Source organism: Pseudoduganella umbonata, assembly GCF_014192225.1.
Lineage (GTDB): Bacteria > Pseudomonadota > Gammaproteobacteria > Burkholderiales > Burkholderiaceae_D > Rugamonas > Rugamonas umbonata.
On the sequence record NZ_JACHXS010000013.1, the window covers coordinates 199,680 to 223,915 of the forward strand.

A 24,236-nucleotide genomic window follows, 5' to 3' on the forward strand; every position below is an offset into this window, starting at 1 on the left:
TCCATGCCAGTCTTCAGCATTACCGGGGAAGAGGATCCGTTCCTGCACGTGACCCTGCGCCATGGCGAGAAGATCTATTGCGAAGCCAACGCGATGGTCATGATGGAGTCGAACCTCGAGCTCAAGGGCAAGATGAACGGCGGGCTGGGCGCGGCGCTGATGCGCACCTTCGCCAACGGCGAGTCGTTCTTCCAGCAGCACATCGAGGCGGTCAAGGGCGATGGCGACTGCCTGCTGGCGCCGACCTTGCCGGGCGCGATGCAGGTGCTCGACGTGGGCCAGCGCCAGTACATGATCAGCGACGGCGCCTTCGTGGCGGCGTCGTCGAGCGTGAACCTGAACGTGCGTACCCAGAACGTGGGCACCGCGCTGTTCGGCCAGACCGGCGGCTTCTTCATCACGGAAACCTCGGGCAGCGGCCAGCTGGTGGTGTCGGGCTTCGGCTCGGTGGCCACGCTGGACGTGGAAGCCGGCAAGGACATCGTGATCGACAACTCGCACGTGGTCTGCTGGGACAGCTCGCTGCGCTACGAGATGTCGGTGTCGACGAGCCGCAGCAGCGGTTTCCTCGGCAACCTGGTCAACAGCGTGACGAGCGGCGAAGGGATGGTGCTGCGCTTCTCCGGCACCGGCAAGGTCGTGGTGTGCTCGCGCAGCCGTGCGGCGTTCCTGTCGTGGCTGTCGAGCACGAAGCCGCAATGATCCTGCAAGGAGCAGCGTAAACAAGTAGTCCAATCAGCAGCGCAGCAGGCGGCCCGCAGCGGCACCGTCATGCGCGCAGTGACGAGGAGGATGACATGTCAGTCAATTTGACGAAGGGCCAGAAGATTTCCCTGGACAAGGAAGCCGGCGGCGCGCTGTCGCAGGTGACGATGGGCCTGGGGTGGGATGCCGTGAAGAGCAAGGGCTTCCTCGGTTTCGGCAGCAAGAGCGCCGACGTCGACCTGGATGCCTCGTGCCTGCTGTTCGACGAGGCCAACAAGCCGGTCGACACGGTCTGGTTCCGCCAGCTGAAGAGCCGCGACGGCAGCGTCGTGCACTCGGGCGACAACCGTACCGGTGCCGGCGACGGCGACGACGAGCAGATCAGCGTCAGCCTGCAGCAGGTGCCGGCCAACGTGAAGAGCATCGTGTTCACCGTGAACAGCTTCACCGGCCAGAGCTTCGCGCAGGTACAGAACGCCTACTGCCGCCTGCTGAACGCGAAGGACGGCAAGGAAGTGGCGCGCTTCGACCTGTCCGTGCAGGGCCCGCACAGCGCCCAGATCATGGCCAAGCTGTACCGCCACGGCGGCGAATGGAAGATGCACGCGATCGGCGAAAACGGCACCGGCCGCACGTTCGAGGAACTGCTGCCGCAGGTCGCGCAGCACCTGTAGCAAACTTCACGGCGGCCGCGGCTTCGCCGCACCGCCACGTACCGTGTTTCACCTGCGCCAGCCCCATGGCGCGCTTCCCTTCGCGGTGGCCCGGCAACCCGGCCACCGCTTTTTTTCACCGCAATATTCCCCAAAACCGGGGTCAGACCCCAGTTTTAGGAAATGTTTTCGCCGTAATATTCCCCAACGCCGGGGGAGGCGCAGAGCTTCGCGAAGCTGCTTCGCGCCTGCGTAACGGTATAGGAATGCAGGCCTATATTCCTTCCAGACCCCGATTTTCGGAAACATTTCTTGAAACTGGGGTCAGACCCCGGTTTTAGGAAATGTTTTTTTGGGGTATTGCGGTATGCTGGCGGCCTTTGCCGAGGAACCGAATGCGCATCCTGCAACTGATCCTGTTCATCGCTGTTTTTCTTGCCGTGCTGTGCGGGCCGGTGGTGGCCGTGTCGCGCGGCCTGGTGCGGCGGGGGTTTCCCGGCGCGCGGCGCTGGCTGCGCGTGATCGTGCCGGCGCAGCTGATCGTGGCGCTGGGGACGATCGTGCTGGCCGATGAATTCGGCCAGCACTCCCTGCCGACGCTGATCGTGGTGACGACGATCGCCACCAGCGCGCTGGGCGCGGCGGTGCTGTGGCTGGCACGCGCGGTACTCCCGGAGCGCCTGCTGTAGCCCGACACCCTAGCCGATAAAGAATTCCAGCCCGCGCGCCATCGCCGGGAACGCCGCGGAGCCGTGATCTTCGCGCGGGAAAAGCATGAACTGCGCGCGCGATATTGTGCCGCTCATCGTGCCCAGCTTCACCGACAGGTCGCGCGCTTCATCGATCATCCGCCGCTGGGCGGCGATGGCGTCGCGCGAGCCGGGTGCCGCGCCGGCACCACCGCCAGCCGGCTGCTCCAGCTCGCCGGCGCACAGCAGCACCGACGGCTTCACCGCCAGCGCGGCCACGCGCTTGTCGAATCCGTCCAGGCCGGCCAGCACGGCGCGTTCGCGGTACCAGATCGACGGGCTGGCGGCCAGCCAGGCCTGGAACATCGCCGGCCGCGTAAACAGCGCATGCAGCGTGCACAGGCCGCCGTACGAATGCCCGTAGAGCGCCTGCCGTTGCGGATCGACGGGCGCCAGCGACCGCACCAGCGGCTTCAGTTCCTGCTCGATGAAATCGAGGAAGCGGTCGGCGCCGCCTTCGGTGGCCGGAGCACCGGCCGTCGGCGGCGTGTAGTCGCGCCCACGGTCCGGGTGGTAATCTTCGTCGGTCGGATAGCCGATGCCGACGACCACCGGCGCCGCCCGGCCCGTCGCCTTGCTGCGCCACGCCGCCGTGCGCGCCATCTGCGCCAGCATCGGGAACGAGACATTGCCGTCCAGCGCATACAGCACCGGATGGCCGGCCGCCGGCGCCGGCGTGTCCGGCACGCTGATGAAGATGCGGTACTGCCCGCCCGTGATGGAAGAGGCCAGGTCGCGCTGGCGCGCCTTCGGCAGCACCACGGCTTGCCAGGTATCGGCGGCACTGGCCACGCCGGGCAGCAGGGAGGAGCCCAGCAGGGAAGAACCCAGCATGGCGCCGCCAGTGGCCAGCAGCCGGCGGCGGGAAAGGGAAGCAGCAACAGTCGTCATGGAACGCTAGTAGATGAGAATAAGTCTCATTCTAGCGCAGCCCAACGATTCAGGCCTGCAGCGCGATCATCGCCCCGTTGTACACCGCGTGCGTGGCCACCGCCGCCAGCAGGCTGCCGCTGCGACCGTACGCCAGCGCGGTGCACACGCCCAGCACGAAGACCGGCAGCATCGACACCGGGGGATGCACGACGGCGAACAGCGCCGCGCTGACGGCGATTGCCGGCGCGAACGGCAGCGAGCGGCGCAGCCCGCCGAACAGCATGCCGCGGAAGATGAACTCCTCGGACAGCGGTGCCGCCACGCAGGCGATGGCCAGCAGCAGCGGCAGCGCGATGGTGCCGTCCGGCCGCGGCAGCTCGATGCCGAAGTGCCGCATCGCCAGCAGGTACAGCGCGCCTGTCGCGGCCGCCGGAACCGCCCACGCGGTACCGGCCAGCACGGCCGGCAGCACAGGGCCGTGCCGGAAGCGGGGCACGCCGCTCGTCCCCATGCGCCAGTAGACCAGGCGTACCACCGCCCACACGGCGGCGCCGCCGATCGCCAGCGACAGCGCCAGGTCAGGCAGTGCGGGCGGCGCGCTGCCGCGGTGGAGGATCGCCAGCGCGATGGCCTGCACGGCAAAGAACAGCAGCGCAGCGACCATGCCGTCGGCCGCGGACACCCGGGGTGGCGGCGCCGCGGTCGGGTCGAGCAGGTAGGGCAGGTGGTCGCGCGCCTTCTGCCACAGCGCCAGGGCCAGCGCCACCAGCAGCACGACCACGGCCACCCGGTGCGGCAGCGTGGTGGTGTACAGCGCGAAGCCGTACAGCCCCGCCAGCAGCGAGTACAGGTACACATAGGTCGGGCGGATGCGCGCCCCGGCTTCCTGCGCCAGCGGGTCGGAAGCCCACACGCCGAGCGCCACCGCGATCAGCGCGAACACGGGAATGCCGAGGGCCACGAGCACGATGCGCGCGACCAGGTCGGCATCGATACGCGGCGCGTAGCCGATGCCGATCGCGAACACGGCTGCCGGATAGACCAGCGCCAGCACGGCCCACAGCCGCGCCTTCTGCAGCAGCATCCGTTCCAGCGTGCCGGGGAAGGTGTACAGCAGCCACAGGGCCTGGCCTTCCGTATTGATCGTCTGGAAGGCGGACAGCAGCAGCATATAGCTGCCCAGCCCGAACGCGACCGATGCCAGCAGCGCCTGGTCGGTGCCCAGCTGGGCCATCGCATCCATGCGGCCGGTGAAGAACAGCTGGCTGCCGATGATCACCAGCGGCACGACGAGGCTTTGCACGAGGAACGTACGGTCGCGCCCCAGCAGCCGCAGTTCGCGCCGCTGCAGCGCGGTGCCAGGGAGGCGGCCGGACGATGCCGGCGGTGGCCGCTGCGCGCGCGCTGTTTCACGCGAGCTGGCTGCCACCACGCCGGCCGACAACTGGCGCGCCAGCAGTCCGATGCCGGCCCACAGCAGCACGCCGGCCTGCAGCGCAAGCAGTGCGGCGTGGCCGATGGCGGCCGGCAGCGACCGGGCATCGAGCAGCTGGACGGCGAGGCCGGGCGGTGTCCACAGTGTCCATCCAGGCCAGGTGCGTGCCCACTCCATCGTGATGCCGCCGCGCCCCGTCGACAACGCGATGACGAGGTAGATCAGCGGCAGCGACACCACCGAGATTGCCGCCTGCAGGTTGCGCAGCTGGGATGGTGGCAGCGCCAGCCGCAGTCCGGTATCCACCAGCGTGCGCACCGTGGCGGCCAGTGCCAGCAGCGCAATCGCCACGGCTGTCGCGCCCAGCGGCGCGCTCCAGCGCAGGCCGGCATGCCAGCCGGCCATCAGCAGCGCGGGCCACAGCACCAGCCAGCCGGTGGGGGTGGCGATGGTGCGTTCGAGCACGCGCGCCCACAGCAATCCCTTGCGCCGCACCGGCAGCGTGACCAGCCATTCCAGGTCCCAGTCCGGCTGCGCCAGCTCGCGGCTGCCGAGCGGCACCAGCAGCGCCACGAGCCACAGCAGCCACAATTCCATCGCCAGCGCGCGCTGCAGCGGCCCGCTGAACGGCGCAGCGCGCAGTTCTTCCGCCGCGACACGCTGCCGGCCCTCGGCGCCGGGCTGGCTGCCGCACGCGGTTTGCGGCGTCAGCTCGCAGTGCAGGTTCATCAGGATTTGCTGCGACTGGAACGAGAAGGCAAGAAGCATCAGCAGCGCCATCACGCCCGGCAGGATCCAGCGTCCACGGCGCTTGCCGGCGGTCGCGGCGCGGCCGGCACGGGGCTTGCGCCGCATCGACATGGTGGCCATGTTCAGCAGGCGCCGCAGCCGCAGCCGTGCCAGCAGCCAGGCCGCGCGCGCGGTGCCGACGGGGAGGTCGCCGTTCATTGCGGCGTCACGGCGCGCGGTTCGTCCGGTTTGTCCGGCTCGGCCGACTCGTCCGTCAGGCGCAGGAACACTTCCTCGAGCGAGGTGGCACGGTCGTCGCGCAGCTCGTCCAGTGCGCCGGTCGCCACCAGGGCGCCGCGGTGGATGATGCCCACGCGGTCGCACATGCGCTGCGCCATGTCGAGCAGGTGGGTGGAAACGAAGATCGTCTTGCCGGCGGCGGCGCGGCCCACCAGCAGATCCTGCACGTCGCGCGCGGCGCGCGGATCGAGGCCGTTGATCGGTTCGTCGAGGATCAGCACGGCCGGGTCGTGCACCAGCGCACACGCCAGCCCCAGCTTCTTCTTCATGCCCATCGAATAATTGACGGCGAATTCCTCGGACACTTCGCCGAGGCCGAATTCGGCCAGCAAGGTATCGGCCCGGGCGGCGGCATCGCGGCGCGGCAGGCCATGCATCTCGCCGACGAACTGCAGGATCTCGCGGCCGCGCAGGTAGTCGTAGAAAATCGGATTGTCGGGCAGGTAGCCGACGTGGCGCTTCACTTCGGCGCCGTCGGCATGGCAATCGAGGCCATCGACCAGCACCCGGCCCGCGCTCGGCACCAGGATGCCCATCATCATGCGGATCGTGGTGGTCTTGCCGGCGCCGTTCGGGCCGAGGAAGCCGAACACTTCGCCGCGCCGCACGGCGAGGTCCAGCGGCTTTACCGCCTCGTAGTCGCCGTAGCGCTTGGCCAGGCCATCGAATTCGATCATGTCGCTCCCGCTTGGATGGAGAGCGCCGATCTTATCATCGCCCCGTGCGGGTTACCGGTTCACCCGCGCGGCGCATCCCCGGAGATGCCCAATGCGGCCAGCATGCGCCGCCGGCCCTGCGGCGCGACGCCCAGCGCGCGGCTGTCGAGATCCTGTTCGACCCAGCCTTTCTGCAACGCGAGCCGCAGCAACGCCGCGCCCAGCGCGCCGCCCAGGTGCGGCCGGCGCTCGCTCCAGTCCAGGCACGGGCAGGCGAAACGGCGGCGCTGGCCGCGCAGCGCGGCAATATCGAGCCCCAGCGCGGCAAAGCGTGCTTCGCCTTCCGCCGACAGCGCATAGCCGCCGTCCTCCTCGGCCAGCCAGCCGGCCGCCACGAAGTGATCGTTGAGCATGACGGCGAGCGCGCCGGCCATGTGGTCGTAGCAGGTGCGCGCCTCGCGCAGCCGGTCCGGCGTGGTCGGCACGAACGCGGCGCGCTGCACGTTGGCGACGACGAGCAGCGCCTCCAGCGCGGCCGCCACCTCGCCGCCGGCCAGGCTGTAGTAGCGATGCCGGCCCTGTGCGAGCAGGCGCAGCAGGCCGTCTTCCTGCAGCCGTGCCAGGTGCGCGCTGGCGGTCGATGCCCCGACCCCGGCCACCACGGACAGTTCGGTGCTGGTGCGCGCATGGCCGTCCAGCAGGCTGCACAGCATGCGCGCGCGGGCCGGCTCGGCGATGGCGGCGGCGATGCGCGCAAGGCGATCGTCGGCGGTGCTGGCAGCGTCGGTAGCAGCCGGTATGATCGTCTTTCCGCGTGCTGCATCCATGATTCGGTCTCCGGCGAAGTATCGGTGTGGGCTTTTCAGCATACTGCATCGATCCGATCACGCAAAGGAGCAGCATGGACACCGATCACTGGCCCGCCGACGCGGTGGCCGCCGTAACCCACCCGGATCCTTACCCGTATTACACAGCGCTGGCGGTGGATCCGGCGCCCCGCTACGATGAGCGCCTGCGGCTGTGGGTCGCCGCGCATCCGGGCACGGTACGGGAGCTGCTGGCGAACCCGGATTGCCGCGTACGGCCGGTGCACGAACCGGTGCCGGCGGCGCTGGCCGGGCCGGCCGGCGACCTGTTCGGCGCGCTGGTGCGGATGAACGATGGCGCCCGCCATGCCGCACCGAAGGCCGTGCTGCAACGGGCACTGGCGGCATTGCCGGAGGAGGCCGCGGCGGACGTCGCGGCCGCCGTCGCGGCGAACATGGTGGCGGACCAGGCGGCGGACAAAGCGGCCGATACCGCGGCGGCGCTGAATGCATTCGTTCATGGCGTGCCGGTGCAGACGGTGGCTGCCCTGCTGGGCTTCACGGACGGCGAGCTGCCGCGCGTGGCGGCGCTGGTGGCGCGGTACGTGGCATGCCTGTCGCCGCTGGCGTCGGCCAGCGACATCGTGGCCGCGCACGAGGCGGAAGCGGCATTGGTGGATGCCTTGCGCCGTCTGGTGCGGGACGGGCGGCAGACAGCCTTGCTGGCCAGCGTGGCCGCGGCCCCGTGGCCGGACGAGCACGCGATGCTGGCCAACCTGGCCGGCCTGATGACGCAGACGTTTGAAGCCACGGCGGGCCTGCTCGGCAATTGCATCGTCGCCCGGTTGCGCGGCGATGCAAGCGATCCCGCCGTGCTGGCGCCGGCCGTGATGGCGCGCGATCCGGCGATCCATAACACGCGCCGGTTCGCCGCCGGCGATCTCCGCATCGACGGGGCGCACGTGCCGGCGGGCCAGGCCTTGCTGCTGGTGCTGGCGGGTGCGGCACCCTTTGGCGACGGCCGGCACGCCTGCCCCGGCCAGGCGCTGGCGCGGATCATCGCCACGCAGGCCTTGCATGCCTTGCCGGCTTCCGGTCCGCAAGCGGCCGGGCCGGTGCCGGGCGTGACATGGCGCTACCGGCCGTCGGTCAATGCCCGCATGCCCGTCTTTATCGGGGAGAGTAAACGATGATTGCCGTGATCTTCGAAGTCATGCCGCATGCCGAAGGCAGGCAGGCCTATCTCGACCATGCCGCGGCGCTGCGGCCGCTGCTGCAAGAGATCGACGGCTTTGTTTCCGTCGAGCGTTTCCAGAGCCTGGCCGATCCCGGCAAGCTGCTGTCGCTGTCCTTCTTCCGCGACGAGGCGGCGCTGCGGGAGTGGCGCAACCTCGAAGGCCATCGCGCCGCGCAGCAGGCCGGGCGCGGCGGCTTGTTTGCCGATTACCGCCTGCGCATTGCCGGCGTGATCCGCGACTATGGCCTGCACGAGCGGGAGGAGGCACCGGCCGATTCGCGCACCCTGAATGGTTGAACCGGCGGGATCCTGTATGGGTAAAACGGGGTCAAGGCGATGTGTCCGGACGAAAGTCAGTGCGCTTTCTTCTGCACCAGCGCGCTGCCGATACCGTGGCGATGCCCTTCGCTGACGGCGGTCACGGTGCCGTCGGGATTGAACACGAGGGCGTTGGCTGCGCCGATTTCTTCCGGCTTGGCTGCCCAGCGGTGGCCATGGCGCGCCAGGGCGCCGGCCTGGGCGCCGGTGTCGAAGCCGGGTTCGATGTCGGTGGCGGCGCCGTTACGCTCGGAGAGGCGGGGCGCATCGATGGCCTGGTCCATCCGCATGCCGAAGTCGACGTGGTTGACGATCGTCTGCAGCACCGTGGTGATGATCGTGGCGCCGCCCGGGCTGCCGATCGTGAACGCCGGCTTGCCATCCTTCAGCGCGATCGTCGGCGCCATGCTGCTGCGCGGGCGCTTGCCCGCTTCCGGCACGTTCGGACCGGGCCCGGAAAATTCGAAGTCGGTCATCTCGTTATTGAGCAGGAAGCCGTAGCCGGGCACCACGATGCCGCTGCCGCCCCACGACTCGATCGTGAACGTGTAGGCGACGATGTTGCCGTCCTTGTCCGACACGGTCAGATGGGTGGTGTGCGCGCTTTCCGGCTGCAGTTTCGCGGCGGGCGCGGGGCGCAGGGGCACGCTGGCATCCTGCTGGAACGGATACGGATCGCCGGCCGCCACCGGGCCGGTGGCGGCGCGGCTGGCGTCGATCGCCTTCCTGCGCTGTGCCGCGTACGCCTTGCTGAGCAGGCCGGCCACAGGCGCGTCGACGTATTCGGGGTCGGCCAGGTACGCATTGCGGTCGGCAAACGCGAGTCGGCTCGCTTCCAGGTACAGGTGCTCGGCCTGCGCGCGCGGCAGCGACTTCAGGTCCCAGCCTTCGAGGATGTTGAGCGCCGCGAACACGGTCACGCCGCCACTGCCGGGCAGCGGCATGCCATACAGCTCGTAGCCGCGGTAGGTGCCGCGCACCGGCGGGCGGATGCGCGCTTCGTAGTTCGCCAGGTCGGCCAGCGTCATCGCGCCGCCGCGGACGGTAACGCCGGGCGTGGTGGCGGGGCGGTTGACGGCATCGACGATCGCCCGCGCCATGGGCCCTTCGTAGAATGCCTTCACGCCGCCTTGTGCCAGCGTGCGGTAGGCGCGCGCCAGGCCGGGATTCTTCACCAGCGCGCCGGGTTGCAGCGCCTTGCCATCCTTCAGGTACAGCGCGGCGGTGGCGGGAAAGCGGCTGAACTTGCCGGTGTTTTCATCGACCAGCCGGGAGAAATTGGCGTCGACGGTGAAGCCCTTGCCGGCCACCTCGATGGCCGGCGCCAGTACCTGCGCGAACGACATCGTGCCATAGCGGCGCAGCGCTTCGTCCCAGCCGCGCACGGTGCCGGGTACGCCGACCGACTGGCCGCTGGCGACCACGGTGTCGAAATCCATCTCCTTGCCGTTGTCGAGGAAGACCGCGGGCGTGAAGGCGGCCGGCGCGGTTTCGCGGTGGTCGATCGTGACCACGCGCTTTTCCTTGGCCAGGTACACCACCATGAAGCCGCCGCCGCCGATGCCGCAGCTGAACGGATCCGTCACGCCCAGCGTGGCCGCCGCGGCGACGGCCGCATCGACCGCGTTGCCGCCCCGGTCGAGGATCGCCAGCGCCGATTGCGACGCCTTCTCGCTGATCGTGGCGACCGCGCCGCCGGTACCGGTGGCAACCGGGGTTTTCGCGATGGCGACCGTGCCGATGGCGGTCAGCAAGATGGTGGCGACGAGGCGTCTGGTCATGTATTGGTGGCGTGTTGTCGGGCTATCGATACGCGCAAGCTTACCCGATAATCCGGCGGCGGCGCATCCATGGCCGGCGGTTCGGGCGGCTCGAGTTTTTCCAGTGCGAACGTCAGCCCATCCTGCGTGACGGTGGGCTTTGCGTTCGGCATGTTCTCGGCAAGCACGAAGTTGCGCGTGGCGCCGCGGCCCGTCAGCGTGAACGAGTAGCTGATGTAGCCGGCCCAGACGCAGACCGCGCCCTGCTTGCAGCGGCTGTCGTTGATTCTTTCCAGTTTCAGGTGGGTACCCGGGGCCAGCATCACGCTGTCACCCTGGCGCAGCGCGTAACTGGCGCTGGTCTTGCGCGGCTTGCGGTCCACCGCGTCCGCCTGCGTGCTGTCGATGCTGCAGGCGGCCATCACGCCGGCCGTCAGCGCGCAGCCGATGATACCGATGAGCCTGGCTTGCATAAGTCCTCCATGCGGCAAAGGCTGAACGGCGAGGTTATCAAACTGCCATCCTGGACGTCGCACTGCTGAGCTATAGCTGCCCGGAAATCATCGATTCGAAAAACAAAGTTGCAGCAAAACCGGTGGTGCAGCAGGGGTTTCAAGGAGCACTGCTCCTTGCCTGCGTAACGGAGAGGGCCTGCTTGCCCTCTCTCCTCCCAGGCACCTATTTTTCTGCAATGGTTATTTCAGGAAAACCAGTGACAGACACCGGTTTTTTTGCAACGGTTATTTCAAAAAAACTGGTGGTGCAGCAGGGGTTTCAAGGAGCACTGCTACTTGCCTGCGTAACGGAGAGGGCCTGCTTGCCCTCTCTCCTTCCTGTCACCGGTTTTCGGGCAATAAAAAACCCGGCGCGGGGCCGGGTTCCTGGCGGAGCAGGGTGCCTTATACGTAGGCGGCCAGTGCGCCTTTCATCTTTTTCAGCGCGGCGGATTCGATCTGCCGGATCCGCTCGGCGGAGACGCCGAATTCGTCGGCCAGCGTATGCAGCGTGGCGCCGGAGCCGTCGTCGTTGGCCAGCCAGCGTGCTTCGACGATGCGGCGCGAGCGCGCGTCCAGCTTGCCCAGTGCCGTTTCCAGGCCTTCGGACTGCAGGCGCGTCACCTGTTCCGCCTCCAGCACCTTGGTCGGTTCCGACAGGTCGGACGACAGGTAGGCGATCGGCGAGAACTTGTCGTCTTCATCGTCGGTCGGCGCTTCCAGGGCGATGTCGCGGCCGGACAGGCGCGTTTCCATTTCGATCACTTCCTCGCGCTTCACATCCAGCGTTTTCGCCAGTGCGTCGATCTGGTCCGGCGTCATCGCATCCAGGCCGGTCTTGTGGCTGCGCAGGTTGAAGAACAGCTTGCGCTGGGCCTTGGTGGTGGCAACTTTCACCAGGCGCCAGTTCTTCAGGATGTACTCGTGCATCTCGGCCTTGATCCAGTGCATCGCGTACGACACGAGGCGCACGTTCTGGTCCGGGTCGAAGCGCTTCACCGCTTTCATCAGGCCGATATTGCCCTCCTGGATCAGGTCGGCATGCGGCAGGCCGTAACCCAGGTAGCCGCGGGCGATCGATACCACCAGGCGCAAGTGCGACAGCACCAGTTTTTCCGCTGCCTTCAGGTCGTTGTTTTCCTTCAGGCGGCGGCCCAGTGAGACTTCTTCTTCATGCGTCAGCATCGGCAGACGGTTAACAGCGGAAATGTAGGCATCCAGGTTACCCAGGTTGCCACTGAAGCCGAGTCCCAGTGCACTGCTGCCGGCTGGAACCAGGGCGGAAGGTGCGGACATCATATTCATTTTCATTCCTCGCTTGAAGGGTCTTGCATGGTTCCGCTGCGGGATTGCAGCAGAACATTTGCGTACAGCATGCATCGTTGAGCTTAATTCGGTCTTAACCATCAGTTGGCGCCTGTGTCAAGCGCGGGAAGACCTTTATGGTGCTCAACGTTGCGTTTGAACATATATTAGCACTCTCCACGACCGAGTGCCAATCTAGACAATTCTATGGCTTCGATAGCCTAAACACTATGGTTCGATACTACTCGTTAGGCTGGGAACGCAGCTCAGGACGCCAAAGTTACTGGTCGGAATTTGAGCTGGATCAAAGGTTAAGGCTAGATTATCGACGCGTGATGACTGACTCTGTGCGAGAACGCACGGTCATCCGGGAGGCCGTGTAGGAGCGCAGCCAACGTGTTTGTACGCCGGCAGGCAAGTGTGAACAAACAGATAAGGGCGGTCGGTCCGATTGCAAGAGCGGACCGACCGGTAAAACGCTTCAGGAAAGGCGTGCCAGCTGGCGGCGCACCGACAGGGCCGCGCCGACCAGCCCGAGGCCGGCCGATAGCGCCAGCAGCAGCGCCATCGCCAGCGGCTCGAGTGGCGCCAGCTGGAATTCCGATGCATACAGCCGGGCGAACTCGGCGATGGCGGCATTCAGCGGCTGCAGCGACAACGCCACCGCGCCCAGCGCGACGGCGCCGGCGAACAGCCCCAGCAGTGCACCTGTGTAATAGAAGGGGCGCTGGATATAGGTATCGGTGGCGCCGATCAGCCGCGAGACGAGGATTTCCTCGCGTTGCGTGAGCACCTGCAGCCGGATCGTATTGAACACGACCGCCACGACGACCGTGCCCAGCGTGGCGGCCAGCAGCAGCAGGCCCACGCGCAGCACGCCCAGCAGGGCGGCAAGCCGCTTGACCCACGCCGAGTCGACCTGTACCGATTCGACGCCCGGGAGGGCGCGGATGGTTTCCGCGATGTCATCCACATGCGCGCTTTCGGCCGCGCTCTGGAAAGCATTCAGCCGCACGATATAACTGTCGGGCAGCGGGTTATCCCCCAGCGTATCGATCACGCCGGCCACGCCGTTCTTCTCCTGCAGTTCTTCCAGCGCCTTTTCGCGCGGCACGAAGACGATCCGCGCGTCCTTCGCCACTGCCCGCAACGAGCCCGCCATGCCCTGCGTGTGCTCGCGCGGCAGGTCCTGCTTCAGGAAGACCGACAGTTCGGGATCGACGGCCAGCTGTTCGGACATCGGCCGGATATTGTCCAGCACTGTCACGCCGGCGAACGGCAGCGCCAGCGCAATCGCCACCACGAGGATATTGAAGAAGAACGAGCCCGGCGCGCGGCGCAGGTGAACCAGCGCCGCGCCCAGCGCGAACCCATGCTGACGCAGCCACACGCTCATGCGGCCTCCGCCAGCAGTGCACCCTGCTTCAGGTGGATCACGCGGCTGGCACTGTCCAGCACCAGCTCGTCGTGGGTGGATATCAGGCACGTCACGCCTGCCTTGTTGAAGGCGCGCAGCGCGTCGAATACCTTGTTGGCGCTGGCGCGGTCCAGGTTCGCAGTCGGTTCGTCGGCCAGGATGATCTGCGGCCGGTTGACGATCGCGCGGGCGATCGACACGCGCTGCTGCTCGCCGCCGGACAGTGCCAGCGGGCTGGCGACGGCGCGGCTCAGCAGGCCCACCTTGTCCAGCGCCGCGCGGGCACGGTCTTCCGCCTGGCTGCGCGGCAGACCCGTGACCAGCATCGGCATCATGACGTTGGCCAGCACGGAGCGGTCGGTCAGCAGGCGCTGCTGCTGGAAGATCAGCCCCAGGTTGCGGCGCAGGAAGGGCACGCCGGCACTCTTCAGGCGGCCGATGTCGGTGCCATTGACGGTGACCTGGCCCGACGTGGGGCGCTCCATTGCCGCGATCAGCTTCAGCAGCGTGGATTTGCCGGCGCCCGACGGGCCCGCCAGATAGACGAGCTCGCCCTTGGCGACCGTCAGTGTGACGTCGCGCAGCGCGGTGGTGTCGCCGGAATATTGCTTGGTGACGTTGACGAATTCGATCATGGCCGTGTCCCCGCCATCAACCGAGCAGGGCTTCGACGAATTCCTCGGCGTCGAACGGTTGCAGGTCCTCGATCTTTTCGCCGATGCCGATGAAGTACACGGGCACCGGGCGCACGCGCGCGATCGCGGCCAGCACGCCGCCCTTGGCGGTGCCGTCCAGCTTGGTGATGATGAGGCCGGTCAGCTGCAGCGCATCGTCGAACGCCTTGACCTGGGCCAGCGCATTCTGGCCCGTGTTGCCGTCGATGACGAGCAGCGTCTCGTGCGGCGCCTCGGCCATGCCCTTGGCGATCACGCGCTTGATCTTCTGCAGCTCGTTCATCAGGTGCAACTGGGTGGGCAGGCGGCCGGCCGTGTCGATCATGACGACATTGGTGCCTTTCGCCTTGCCGGACTGCACCGCGTCATACGACACGGCGGCCGGGTCGCCGGATTCCTGCGAGATCACGGTCACGTTGTTGCGCTGGCCCCAAATCATCAGCTGTTCGCGGGCCGCGGCGCGGAACGTGTCGCCGGCGGCCAGCAGCACGGACTGGCCGTGCGCCTGCATGTGCTTGGCGAGCTTGCCGATCGTGGTGGTCTTGCCGGCGCCGTTGACGCCGGAAATCATCATCACCGTCGGCTGGTGCCGGCCCAGCACGAACGGCTTTTCCAGGGGGCGCAACAGGTCGATCATCAAGGCCTTCAGCGCCACCTTCACGGCGGCCGCATCGGTCAGTTTTTCATCCTTGACCTTGCGCTTGAGCGCCTCGAGCAGGTAGTCGGTCGCATCGATGCCGGCATCGGCCATCAGCAGCGCCGCTTCCAGCTCGTCGTACAGGTCGTCGTCGATACGGGCGCCAACGAACAGCAGCGACAGGTTGGCGGAGGTTTTCGACAGGCCGGCCTTGAGCCTGCCCATCCAGGATTGCTTCGATTCCGGGCGTGGCGCCGTCTCGGCGTCGAAAACAAGCGGAACCGCTTCGGCTTCGGCGGCCGGAACGGGGCTCGGGGAAAGGCCAGCGGGAGCCGGGGCAGGTGCCTGGTCCGCAGGTGCGGCCGGCGGCACGTCGGGCGTGACGGTTTTTTTCTTGAAGAAGCTGAACATGTGTCGTGAAGGGCTGCGGCCGCTCGGGGCCGATAACACGCTGGGAATGGTTTCTTGCGCCGGCTATTCTACCAGAGCGCCCCGGAAAACCTTGCTTAAAGGGTATTTCTGAGGTATTTCCGGGGTATTTCCGATATTGCCGGAGCGTGGCTGGCCCGCCGGCGGCCTCCCTGCGGCGTCATGGCGCCATTGCGGCACCATGGGCTTGTCATGCCGCCGTGTGCCTGCGCTGGTCCCCGCGCCAGTCGGCCAGCGCGCTGGCCACGTCCGTCAGCGTCAGCACCTGCACGTAGGCGGGGGCGCGCCGGCGCAGCGCGGAATTGCCGCCGCCGGCCCACAGTGCCACCGATTCCGGCAGGCGGACCCGCAATTCCTTCAGCGCGTCCAGCACGTGGCGGGTATTCATCGACGTCGAGAACGACAGCGTCACCACGTCCACCTGCAGGGCGCGGGCCGCCTCGACGATGTCGGGCAGCGGCGTCTGCGGCCCCAGCGAATAGCAGCCGGCGCCTTCCGCCACCATCAGCGCTTCGCACATCAACAGGCCGAGGCCATGCTTTTCCTGCGGTGTGGTGGTCAGCAGGATGCGCGGGCGTGGCGTGCCGCCCTGGGAGTTAGTCGGCGGCATCGAGAATATCGCGCTGCGCAATACCATCTGCAGCGTTTCGGTGAGCAGGTGTTCCTGCCACACGCCGAGGTCACCGCAAGCCCATGAATCGCCGATCGCGCCCGTCAGCGGGGCCATCAGGTCGACGACGAAATTGCGCAGTCCCATCACCAGCAACGCCTGCGACAGCTTGCGCCGCAGCGCATCGCTGTCATGGTTGCGGCAAAGTTCCAGGTAGGGCGCCAGGTCGCCGGCGTCGGCCGGGCGCGGCCGGTTGCCGGCAGTGGTTTTCTCGGCCAGCGACTGCAATTCCTGCGACGTGTAGCCGATCACCTTGCCGGGCCGGAAGCCAAGGTCGATCAAGCGCTTGACGAGGCGCAGCTTATGCACCTGTTCGAGCGGATACAGGCGCTCGCCGAACGGGTCGCGTTGCGGCTGTGGAAACGCATACCGCCTTTCCCATACGCGCAGCGTTTCCTTGGCCACGCCGGTATCGCGCTCGACGTCGCTGATCGTGCACGGCATGGGCGAGAAAGGCGTCGGGTTGTTCATCTGCGCGGGGTGATCCTGCTCTGGGGCGTCCAGCATTTTAATGCCTTTTACTGGGGAAAGATTGCAGCGCTTCCCCGACGGAGAAGGTGCAAAAACGCATCCGGCACTACTTGTCCATGACATGAACAGGCAGGATGCTTAGATGCATTTTATTTACGCTCTTCCACGATTCATGTCGTGGACAAATAACATGCAAAAAATTTGTGCCACGCGGGGCTCATGCGCCGAGCCAAGGCATGAACTCGCGGCTCAGCGGCACGGTAATCACCGCCAGCAGGGTTTGCAGCGTGATCAGCGACGCCATCAGTCGCGCATCGCCCCCCAGCTGTTTCGCCATGATATAGGCGTTTGGCGCCGTGGGCAGCGCGCAATAGAAGCAGGCCGCCAGCGCTGCCTGCGGCGACACGTCCAGCAGCAGGCAGACCTGGGCCGCCAGCAGCGGCATCACCAGCAGTTTCAGCACCGAAGCGATGGTGAGTGCTGCCGGCCGCGCGCCTTCCAGGGAAAACACTAGGCCGCCGCCGACGCACAGCAGGCCCAGCGCGGTGGCGGCCTTGCCGAGGATGTCGAGGGTATTCATCAGCTCTTTCGGCAGCGTGATGCCCAGCACGCTGACGAGCACCCCGGCCAGCGTGGCCTGGATGATCGGGTTGCGCGCCAGGGTCTTGGCGACGCTGGCCAGGTTCGGCTTGCTGCCGCTCCACCACGCCAGCGCGACGACCGACAGCGCATTCACGACCGGCAGGCACAGCGCCAGCGCGAGCATGACCAGCGACGCCGTCTCGGCCGGGAAGAACAGGGCGGCCACGGCCAGGCCGAAATAGGTGTTCGGACGCATCGCTCCCTGCATCACCGACGAGCGGCTGGCGCCCGGCAGCGCGGGCAGCAGCAGCAGCGCGGCCAGCGTCAGCACGACCACGGCAAGCGTGGGCAGCAGCGTGGCCAGCGCCAGTTCGCCCACTTCGCCGCCTGCGAACGACAGCCGGGCGGTACCGGCAAACAGCATCGCCGGGAAGGCGATGTTGTACGAGAACTTCTCGATCGACGGGAAGAAATCGGCCGGCATCCAGCCGAAGCGGCGGATTGCCACGCCCAGCAGGATGATCAGGAAGACGGGGATGATGGAAGCGAGCATGATGCGATTCTAAAGGGTGCCGTGGGGGTGACTTGTTCCGCTCAGTCCGCCGAAATGCCGGACGGGCCGACGCGGTGCGCGTTCGGCGTGGTCGAGATACGGATGCGGATCAGGTGGCGGCCCGGATCTGTATACATGGCGCGGCCATGCAGCGTGCGGTGGTTGTCGGCCCACAGCAGTGTGTCGTCCGGCAACTGGCGCACGAAGCGGGGCGCACGTTCTTCGACGATCTCGTTGAGCAGCCGTAGTGCGGCAACCAGTTCGGGAGTGGCCAAGTCGGGCCTGGCTGCAAGTCCTTTTTCAATCGAATCGTAGCGCCACCGCATCGCCAGGCCATCGGCATGGAAAACAGGTGCGTAGAATAATTCGATCTGGTCGTCGCCGGCGGCGTACACGGACGGTACGCGGAACGGTACCTGCGCTTCGCACAGCAGCGCATGGGCGGCGCGGCCGGCCGGGGTCTTCCGCAACTCGGCCACGATGTCTTCCACGTCGATCAGCAGCGATTCGCCGCCATTGCAGCGCGCCGAAGCAACCACGTAGAGCAGGAACTGTTCTTCCGGCATCGGATAGAACGACGAATCGGTATGCATGTCGGCATTGCCGGTGCGTTCGGAAAACGTGACGAACTTCGACTGGCTGCCGGGACGGGCGCGCACGTCCCACGCGACACGCTTGGTGCGCTGGTCGGTCGACGTGGGGAAGCCCTGCGTCAGCGCGATCGCGTACAGCACGGCGTTACGGTGCGCCTCGGACAGGCCGGCAAGGCCCAGCCCAGTGATCGCCAGGCCGCGTGCCTTGCGGGCGGCCATGAACGCGGCGAAGTCGCGCAGCGTCGGCACGGCCAGCAGCTCGCGCTGCAGCGCCTCCTCGTCGGGATGCGGATAGAAACCGTTGCCGTTGAAATCGTCGAAGTGGCGCTCGACGATGGCGATGATGCGGGGCAGGTCGTCGCCCCAGGAAAAATTAGTCTGGACGACAGCGATGTTGCCGGATTGCTCAATGGACGAAAACATGAAGGCTCCTGAACTGTAATTGCCGTACGGCAATAAAGATCGCATTCTGAGGCAGCCGGAAGCTTTCTTCAAGAAATTATTGATGCAACGCAACAATGGAAGTAATTTAGAGGTGAAATATTCGGTACTGAAGCCCTTCAGCCATAGGGAACTTTGCTCACTCTGCAAGGCGTTGCAAATTTGCATCAGTGTTTCTTTGAGAAGACGCAAAAGCGACACATAAAGATTTGTTCTGGACATTAAGCCAAGGGTTTGACACGCCGATTGCGGCAATGCGCTAAAATTTTGCCGCGGGGCAATTTGCCTTCTTTCACAGACAATCCAAGGGAATCACATGAAGTGGCTATCCGAGCGTAAGCTCTCCACCAAGCTGGGCCTGGCCTTCGCGGCCGTTTTATTGCTGACGGCGATCGTCGGCATTTTTTCCATCAATCAGCTGGCCAAGGTCAAGAACACGGCAAACGAACTGTCGTCGCGCTGGATGCCCGCGATGCGTGTCATCCAGGACATCAAGTCGCAGATCGCCCGTGTTCGCACCCGTGAGCTGCAGTACATCATTTCCGACCAGGTGTCCGAGCTGGACAAGTACGACAAGGTGATCGCCAACGACCTCGTCGACCTGAAGAAGATGCAGGACGACTATGTGGCCCTGATCAAGACGCCGGAAGAGCAGGCGCTGTACAGCGAGTTCCTGGCATTGTGGGATCGGTACATGGCCGAGGACGCCAAACTGCGTGCCGCCGTGCGCGCCGGCGACACCGTGCTGGCGAAGCAGCTGATTCGCGGCGAATCGAATAAATTGATCGTTGCCTTGCGCGGTCAGGTTGACAAGTTGGTTAAATACTACGGTGAAGGCGGCAATGCGGCGGCAGAATTTGGTGATCAGGTATACAATGCGTCGCGCGCCTGGATTGCCGGCCTGCTGGTCATCTCGGTGCTGCTGGGCGCCCTGGCGGCGCTGCTGATTACCCGCTGGCTCGTAAGGACGCTGGGTGGCGAACCGCAGTATGCGGTGGAACTGGCTGGCCGGATCGCGGCAGGCGAATTGAACGTGGATGTACGCACCCGTGCGGGCGATGACAGCAGCCTGCTGTTCGCGATGAAGTCGATGCGCGACAGCCTGGCCAATATCGTCGGCCAGGTACGCCATTCGACCGAGACGATCGCCAGCGCGGCGCAGCAGGTGGTGGCCGGCAACGTGGACCTGTCGTCCCGTACCGAAGCGCAGGCCAGCTCGCTGGAAGAAACCGCGGCGTCGATGGAGGAACTGACGTCGACCGTGCGCCACAACTCCGACAGCGCGCGCCAGGCCAACGAACTGGCCGTGAGCGCGTCGGCGATCGCCGAGCAGGGCGGCCAGGTGGTGTCGCAGGTGGTCGAGCGGATGGGGTCGATCAACGAGTCGGCGAAGAAGATTTCGGACATCACCGGTGTGATCGACGGCATTGCTTTCCAGACCAATATCCTGGCCTTGAACGCGGCGGTGGAAGCTGCCCGTGCCGGTGAACAGGGCCGCGGCTTTGCCGTGGTGGCGTCGGAAGTGCGCAACCTGGCGCAACGCTCCGCCGCGGCGGCACGCGAAATCAAGGAACTGATCGGCGATTCGGTCGACCAGGTCGAAGCCGGTACCAAGCTGGTCAACCAGGCCGGCAGCACGATGGAAGAAGTGGTCGTGAGCGTGCGCCGCGTGACCGACATCATGGGTGAGATCACCGTGGCGGGCCAGCAGCAGAGTGCCGGCATCGTGCAGGTGAACGAAGCGATCGCGCAGATGGATGCGGTCACGCAGCAGAACGCTGCACTGGTCGAAGAAGCCACTGCCGCGTCGCACAGCATGCAGGAGCAGGCCTCCAGCCTTGCCCAGCTGGTAAGTATTTTTACCCTTGATGGATTAGCAAACCATCAGTATAGTGCCGCCTCCAGTGCCCGGCGCACTGATAACAAGACGGCGCGATTGAATCGGCCGCGACAATAAGTGAACGCCGCACCTTTACCAAAGGTTCGCGGCACAGTGGCAAATCGGGGTTTGCCCTCACAAATAAGCGGTCCGGACTGTCCGTGTCCCGGCACCGCAAGACCGAATTAAGCCGTTGCTTTACTTTTTTAGATGCAACACAACTGAAGGAAATGTAATGAAAAAAACTCTAATCTCCGTTGCAGTTCTGGGCGCCATGAGCAGCGCCGCCTTTGCACAATCGAATGTAACGATCTACGGTATCGTTGACGCTGGTATCGTCGCCGAGCGCGGCGGTAAAGACGGCAACGTCACGAAGGTGTCGTCCGGCGTCGCCAATGCATCGCGCATCGGCTTCCGCGGCACCGAAGACCTGGGTGGCGGCCTGTCCGCGATCTTTACCCTGGAAACGGGCTACAAGACCGACGACGGCCAGCTGGACAACACCAGCAACACCCTGTTCAACCGCCAGGCTTTCGTCGGCCTGCGTTCCACCACCGCCGGTACGCTGACGGTCGGTCGCCAGTACACCCCGTGGTACAACGCGCTGGTGCAAGTGGGTGACCCGTTCGCCGCTGGCCTGTCCGGCTCGGCCAAGAACCTGTTCCCGGCCAACGGCATCAACGTGCGCAACAGCAATGCTGTCGTGTACCAGACCCCGGTCTTCAACGGTTTCTCCGGTGAAGTGTTCTACGGCTTCGGCGAACAGTCCGAAGCGTCGGCCGGCCGCCAGCTGAGCGCCGCCGTGTCGTACACCAACGGCCCGCTGAACGCCCGTGTTGCCTACAACAACCGCAACAACGACACCGCTTCGACCGCCACGGCCGCAGCAATCGAACGCGGCATCGGCCACAACAGCCTGCTGGCCGTGAACTATGACTTCCAGGTTGCCAAGGCCTACTTCATGTTCAACCGCAGCAAGGGCCTGAACAGCATCGCCTACGCAAACCAGGGCACGGTCAACGGCGTAACCGGCGGCATCGCCTACACGACCGTCGCCGTGCCGGCATCGCGCGACAGCCGCGACGGCCTGCTGGGCGTGCAAGTGCCGGTGGCTGGCGCTGGCAAGGTGATCGCTTCGTTCATCTACAAGGATGACCGCGAAGCCGTGAACCGCGATGCCAAGCAGTGGGCACTGGGCTACATGCACGACATCTCGAAGCGCACCACCGGCTACGTGTCGTACGCAAAGATCGACAACAAGAACGGCGCTGCATTCACCGTCGGCGGCAACACCGAAGTCGGTTCGGGCGACAGCGCGTTCAACGTGGGCGTGCGTCACTCCTTCTAAGCTGTTCGCTTAGCGGCGCAGCAGTTCCGCGCCAACAAGACCGGCCCTCGCGGGCCGGTTTTTTTTCGTGCGTTAGAATGACGCCAAATTTACTTCGCCGGCCTTCCAATGAAAACAATATCGAGCGTCGCCATCGCATTGCTGCTGACCTGTACCGCTGCCGTGGCTGCGCCGCAGGGCGTCAGGAAAGCCGTGCCGGAAAAGGGCGGCGGCATGCCGCGCTTCGGCATGGCCGTGTATTCCGACCTGTGCGTGCAGCCGGGCGGAGAATTCGGCGGCCAGCGCATCACGGTGCAGCGCTTTGCCGAGGTGGACACGGTGATCTACGAATACACGGCGGGCGGGCTGTCGTGGCCGGTGGTGGCGAACGACGTCAACATCGACCCGAGTGGCCGGCTGATGTATTTCACGGTGCAGCCGCCCGACGAGCCGGAGCGCACGCTCAGCGGCAAGTTCTCGAAGGACGGCGACACGCTGACGCTGGACGGCGGCTATTGCGCCGACGAGTCGGTGCCGATGACCCTGCAAAAAGTGCGCGACTTCGCGCAAAAGCCGAAAGCTTGCCGTGCCTGCCCGGCCGGGAAGAAGGCGCCGGGCGCCGAGCCCGCGGCGCCGAAGTGGGAGCCTGTGCCGCCGTCCCAGGGCTGAAGTACGCCTGGGCTGGTGGTACCGAGGGCAACGCTGCCCCCGGTTGGCACCGCAAGCTAACGCTTAGCTTGTCTTTGCGCTGGTTTCCGCATGTTCTGCGTGTTCTGCGTGTCCTGCGCGGGCCGCTTTCTCTTTCTCCGCATTGCCGCGGATCGTCTCCAGCGTGGCGCCCGGTGTGATCAGGTTGCCGTCATAGCGCAGCTCGATGACCGCCGGCAGCTTGCGCTCGCGTGTGAAAGCGAGGGCGCGCTGCAGCGCCGGCGCGAACTGCGCGGTGCGCTCGACGATTTCGCCGTGGCCGCCATAGGCTTGCGCCAGCGCGGCGAAGTCCGGGTTTTCCAAATCCGTGCCGGACACCCGGCCCGGGTATTCGCGTTCCTGGTGCATGCGGATCGTGCCGAACATGCGGTTGTTGAACACGATGACGATCAGGCCCGCGCCATACTGCACGGCCGTGGCCAGCTCCTGGCCGTTCATCATGAATTCGCCGTCGCCGGCGAACGTGATCACGGTACGCTCCGGATCGACGATCTTGGCCGCCACGCCGGCCGGCACGCTGTAGCCCATCGCGCCGCTCGTCGGCGCCAGCTGCGTGCGCATGCCGCCGTAGCGGTGGAAGCGGTGCGCCCACGTGGCGTAGTTGCCGGCACCGTTGGTGACGATCACGTCGTGCGGCGCCAGCGCATCGATATCCCGCACCACCTGCCACAGGTCCAGCGGCGCCTGGCCATCCTGGAAGATAGCCGGACGTTCCTGCCACGCGCGCAGTTCTTCCTTTGCGTCGGCAACGCTGCCGTCCCATGCCGGCGCCTCGATCGGCGCCATTGCCGCCAGCATCGCCGCGGCCTGCGGCATGCCGCTGGCGATCATCAGTTCGGCCTGGTAGACGCTGCCCAGTTCCTCCATGCTGGCATGGATGTGCACCAGCCGCTGGCGCGGCAGCGGCGCCTCGATGACGGTGTAGCCGCCGGTCGTCATCTCGCCCAGGCGCGGGCCGACGGCGATCAGCACGTCGGCCGCCTTGACGCGCGCGGCCAGCTTCGGGTTGATGCCGATGCCGACGTCGCCGATGTAGTGGGGGTGGTCGTTGTCCAGCAGGTCCTGGTAGCGGAAGGCGCAGGCCACCGGCAGGCGGTTCGCTTCAGCGAAACGGGCGATGTCGGCGCAGGCCCGTTCCGTCCAGCCGCTGCCGCCCAGCAGCAAGAGCGGGTGCCGGGCCGTGGCCAGCATGCCGCGCAGGGTGTCGATCTGCGCCTGCGACGGGCTGGCCTGCACCGGCTGGTAGCGCCGCAGGTCCGGCACGGCGGCCTGCGCGACCAGCATGTCTTCCGGCAGGGCCAGCACGACGGGCCCCTGGCGCCCGCTGGTGGCCACCTGGAACGCGCGCGCCAGGTATTCCGGAATGCGCTCGGCGCGGTCGATCTGCGCCACCCACTTCGCCATCTGGCCGTACATGCGGCGGTAGTCCACTTCCTGGAACGCTTCGCGGTCGATGAAGTCGCCGCCGACCTGGCCGATGAACAGGATCATCGGCGTGGAATCCTGGTAAGCGGTGTGCACGCCGATCGATGCGTTGGTGGCCCCCGGCCCGCGCGTAACGAAGCAGATGCCCGGCTTGCCCGTCATCTTGCCGTAGGCATCGGCCATGAACGCCGCGCCGCCTTCCTGGCGGTTGATCACGAAGCGGATGCCCGACTCGTGCAGCGCGTCGAGCACATCGAGGTAGCTTTCGCCAGGCACGCCGAACGCGGTATCGACGCCGTGGATCTTCAGTGCATCGACCAGGATCTGGCCGCCGGAACGGGAGGGATGGGTCATGTGGGCCTCTTGTGGGTGATGCGGCATTCTAGAGCCGGGCCCGGCGCCGGGCTTTT

22 protein-coding genes are annotated in these 24,236 nt (G+C 66.2%); 8 read left to right on the forward strand and 14 right to left on the reverse strand.

Translation table 11 applies throughout. The features are described from left to right. Positions 1-3: 3 nt before the first annotated feature. The 3 genes from FHS02_RS27320 (at position 4) to FHS02_RS27330 (ending at position 2,047) form a co-directional block, all read left to right on the forward strand. Positions 4-702 (forward strand): TIGR00266 family protein, encoded by a 699-nt coding sequence (locus tag FHS02_RS27320; RefSeq protein ID WP_137316191.1) that lies wholly within the window; start codon positions 4-6, stop codon positions 700-702. A gap of 95 nt (positions 703-797) precedes the next feature. Then, positions 798-1,379 (forward strand): TerD family protein, encoded by a 582-nt coding sequence (locus FHS02_RS27325; protein WP_137316192.1) that lies wholly within the window; start codon positions 798-800, stop codon positions 1,377-1,379. Positions 1,380-1,753: 374 nt separating this feature from the next. Beyond that, the gene (locus tag FHS02_RS27330) at positions 1,754-2,047 is read left to right on the forward strand and encodes a hypothetical protein (protein ID WP_137316193.1); all 294 of its coding nucleotides are present in this window, start codon (positions 1,754-1,756) and stop codon (positions 2,045-2,047) included. A gap of 9 nt (positions 2,048-2,056) precedes the next feature. Here the strand turns inward: FHS02_RS27330 and FHS02_RS27335 are convergent, their stop codons facing one another. The 4 genes from FHS02_RS27335 to FHS02_RS27350 are packed head-to-tail and all read right to left on the reverse strand — an operon-like array spanning position 2,057 to position 6,927. Beyond that, entirely contained in the window at positions 2,057-2,998 is a 942-nt protein-coding gene (locus FHS02_RS27335) for an alpha/beta hydrolase (protein WP_137316194.1), read from the reverse strand. Positions 2,999-3,047: 49 nt separating this feature from the next. After that, positions 3,048-5,363, reverse strand: coding sequence for a type II CAAX endopeptidase family protein (locus FHS02_RS27340; protein ID WP_137316195.1), 2,316 nt, complete (start codon positions 5,361-5,363; stop codon positions 3,048-3,050). Further along, positions 5,360-6,121, reverse strand: coding sequence for an ABC transporter ATP-binding protein (locus FHS02_RS27345; protein ID WP_137316196.1), 762 nt, complete (start codon positions 6,119-6,121; stop codon positions 5,360-5,362). The genes FHS02_RS27340 and FHS02_RS27345 overlap by 4 nt, the downstream gene beginning before the upstream one ends. Before the next feature lie 59 nt (positions 6,122-6,180). Continuing rightward, positions 6,181-6,927, reverse strand: coding sequence for a helix-turn-helix domain-containing protein (locus FHS02_RS27350; protein ID WP_137316197.1), 747 nt, complete (start codon positions 6,925-6,927; stop codon positions 6,181-6,183). Positions 6,928-7,001: 74 nt separating this feature from the next. Between FHS02_RS27350 and FHS02_RS27355 the strand changes: the two genes are divergently transcribed. Together FHS02_RS27355 and FHS02_RS27360 are read left to right on the forward strand one after the other, a co-directional pair. Further along, positions 7,002-8,099 carry a cytochrome P450 family protein gene (locus tag FHS02_RS27355; RefSeq protein ID WP_137316198.1) on the forward strand — a complete coding sequence of 366 codons (1,098 nt, stop codon included), beginning with the start codon at positions 7,002-7,004 and terminating at the stop codon, positions 8,097-8,099. Continuing rightward, complete coding sequence (locus tag FHS02_RS27360) at positions 8,096-8,440, forward strand: antibiotic biosynthesis monooxygenase family protein (protein ID WP_137316199.1); 345 nt, start codon at positions 8,096-8,098, stop codon at positions 8,438-8,440. Before FHS02_RS27355 ends, FHS02_RS27360 begins: the two co-directional genes overlap by 4 nt. A gap of 56 nt (positions 8,441-8,496) precedes the next feature. On the opposite strand, the gene ggt is transcribed toward FHS02_RS27360, so the two are convergent. The 9 genes from ggt to FHS02_RS27405 form a co-directional block, all read right to left on the reverse strand. After that, positions 8,497-10,242: a gamma-glutamyltransferase gene (gene ggt / locus FHS02_RS27365; RefSeq protein ID WP_137316200.1), complete on the reverse strand. Its 1,746-nt coding sequence runs from the start codon at positions 10,240-10,242 to the stop codon at positions 8,497-8,499. Next, on the reverse strand, positions 10,239-10,694 hold the full coding sequence (locus FHS02_RS27370; RefSeq protein WP_229422351.1) for a hypothetical protein: 456 nt from the start codon (positions 10,692-10,694) through the stop codon (positions 10,239-10,241). Before FHS02_RS27370 ends, ggt begins: the two co-directional genes overlap by 4 nt. Positions 10,695-11,120: 426 nt before the next feature. Then, positions 11,121-12,014: an RNA polymerase sigma factor RpoH gene (gene rpoH, locus FHS02_RS27375; RefSeq protein WP_137317673.1), complete on the reverse strand. Its 894-nt coding sequence runs from the start codon at positions 12,012-12,014 to the stop codon at positions 11,121-11,123. 487 nt (positions 12,015-12,501) lie between these two features. Then, positions 12,502-13,416, reverse strand: coding sequence for a permease-like cell division protein FtsX (gene ftsX / locus FHS02_RS27380; protein ID WP_137316201.1), 915 nt, complete (start codon positions 13,414-13,416; stop codon positions 12,502-12,504). Continuing rightward, a complete protein-coding gene (locus FHS02_RS27385; protein WP_137316202.1) occupies positions 13,413-14,072 on the reverse strand; it encodes a cell division ATP-binding protein FtsE in 660 nt (219 codons plus the stop codon). Before FHS02_RS27385 ends, ftsX begins: the two co-directional genes overlap by 4 nt. Positions 14,073-14,088: 16 nt before the next feature. Then, entirely contained in the window at positions 14,089-15,159 is a 1,071-nt protein-coding gene (ftsY, locus tag FHS02_RS27390) for a signal recognition particle-docking protein FtsY (RefSeq protein WP_137316203.1), read from the reverse strand. A 208-nt stretch (positions 15,160-15,367) separates the two neighbouring features. Then, a complete protein-coding gene (locus FHS02_RS27395) occupies positions 15,368-16,354 on the reverse strand; it encodes a MerR family transcriptional regulator (protein ID WP_229422352.1) in 987 nt (328 codons plus the stop codon). Positions 16,355-16,535: 181 nt separating this feature from the next. After that, a complete protein-coding gene (locus FHS02_RS27400; protein ID WP_137316204.1) occupies positions 16,536-17,453 on the reverse strand; it encodes an AEC family transporter in 918 nt (305 codons plus the stop codon). A gap of 41 nt (positions 17,454-17,494) precedes the next feature. Continuing rightward, positions 17,495-18,469: a TauD/TfdA family dioxygenase gene (locus FHS02_RS27405; protein WP_175424912.1), complete on the reverse strand. Its 975-nt coding sequence runs from the start codon at positions 18,467-18,469 to the stop codon at positions 17,495-17,497. Between the two features lie 334 nt (positions 18,470-18,803). Here FHS02_RS27405 and FHS02_RS32000 point away from each other — a divergent pair, with 334 nt between their 5' ends. The 3 genes from FHS02_RS32000 (at position 18,804) to FHS02_RS27420 (ending at position 22,362) form a co-directional block, all read left to right on the forward strand. Beyond that, the gene (locus FHS02_RS32000; protein ID WP_137316206.1) at positions 18,804-20,444 is read left to right on the forward strand and encodes a methyl-accepting chemotaxis protein; all 1,641 of its coding nucleotides are present in this window, start codon (positions 18,804-18,806) and stop codon (positions 20,442-20,444) included. A 157-nt stretch (positions 20,445-20,601) separates the two neighbouring features. Next, the gene (locus tag FHS02_RS27415) at positions 20,602-21,714 is read left to right on the forward strand and encodes a porin (protein WP_137316207.1); all 1,113 of its coding nucleotides are present in this window, start codon (positions 20,602-20,604) and stop codon (positions 21,712-21,714) included. Positions 21,715-21,822: 108 nt separating this feature from the next. Continuing rightward, positions 21,823-22,362: a hypothetical protein gene (locus FHS02_RS27420; RefSeq protein WP_137316208.1), complete on the forward strand. Its 540-nt coding sequence runs from the start codon at positions 21,823-21,825 to the stop codon at positions 22,360-22,362. Positions 22,363-22,425: 63 nt separating this feature from the next. Here the strand turns inward: FHS02_RS27420 and FHS02_RS27425 are convergent, their stop codons facing one another. Further along, positions 22,426-24,180 carry a thiamine pyrophosphate-binding protein gene (locus FHS02_RS27425; RefSeq protein WP_137316209.1) on the reverse strand — a complete coding sequence of 585 codons (1,755 nt, stop codon included), beginning with the start codon at positions 24,178-24,180 and terminating at the stop codon, positions 22,426-22,428. Positions 24,181-24,236: the final 56 nt, after the last annotated feature.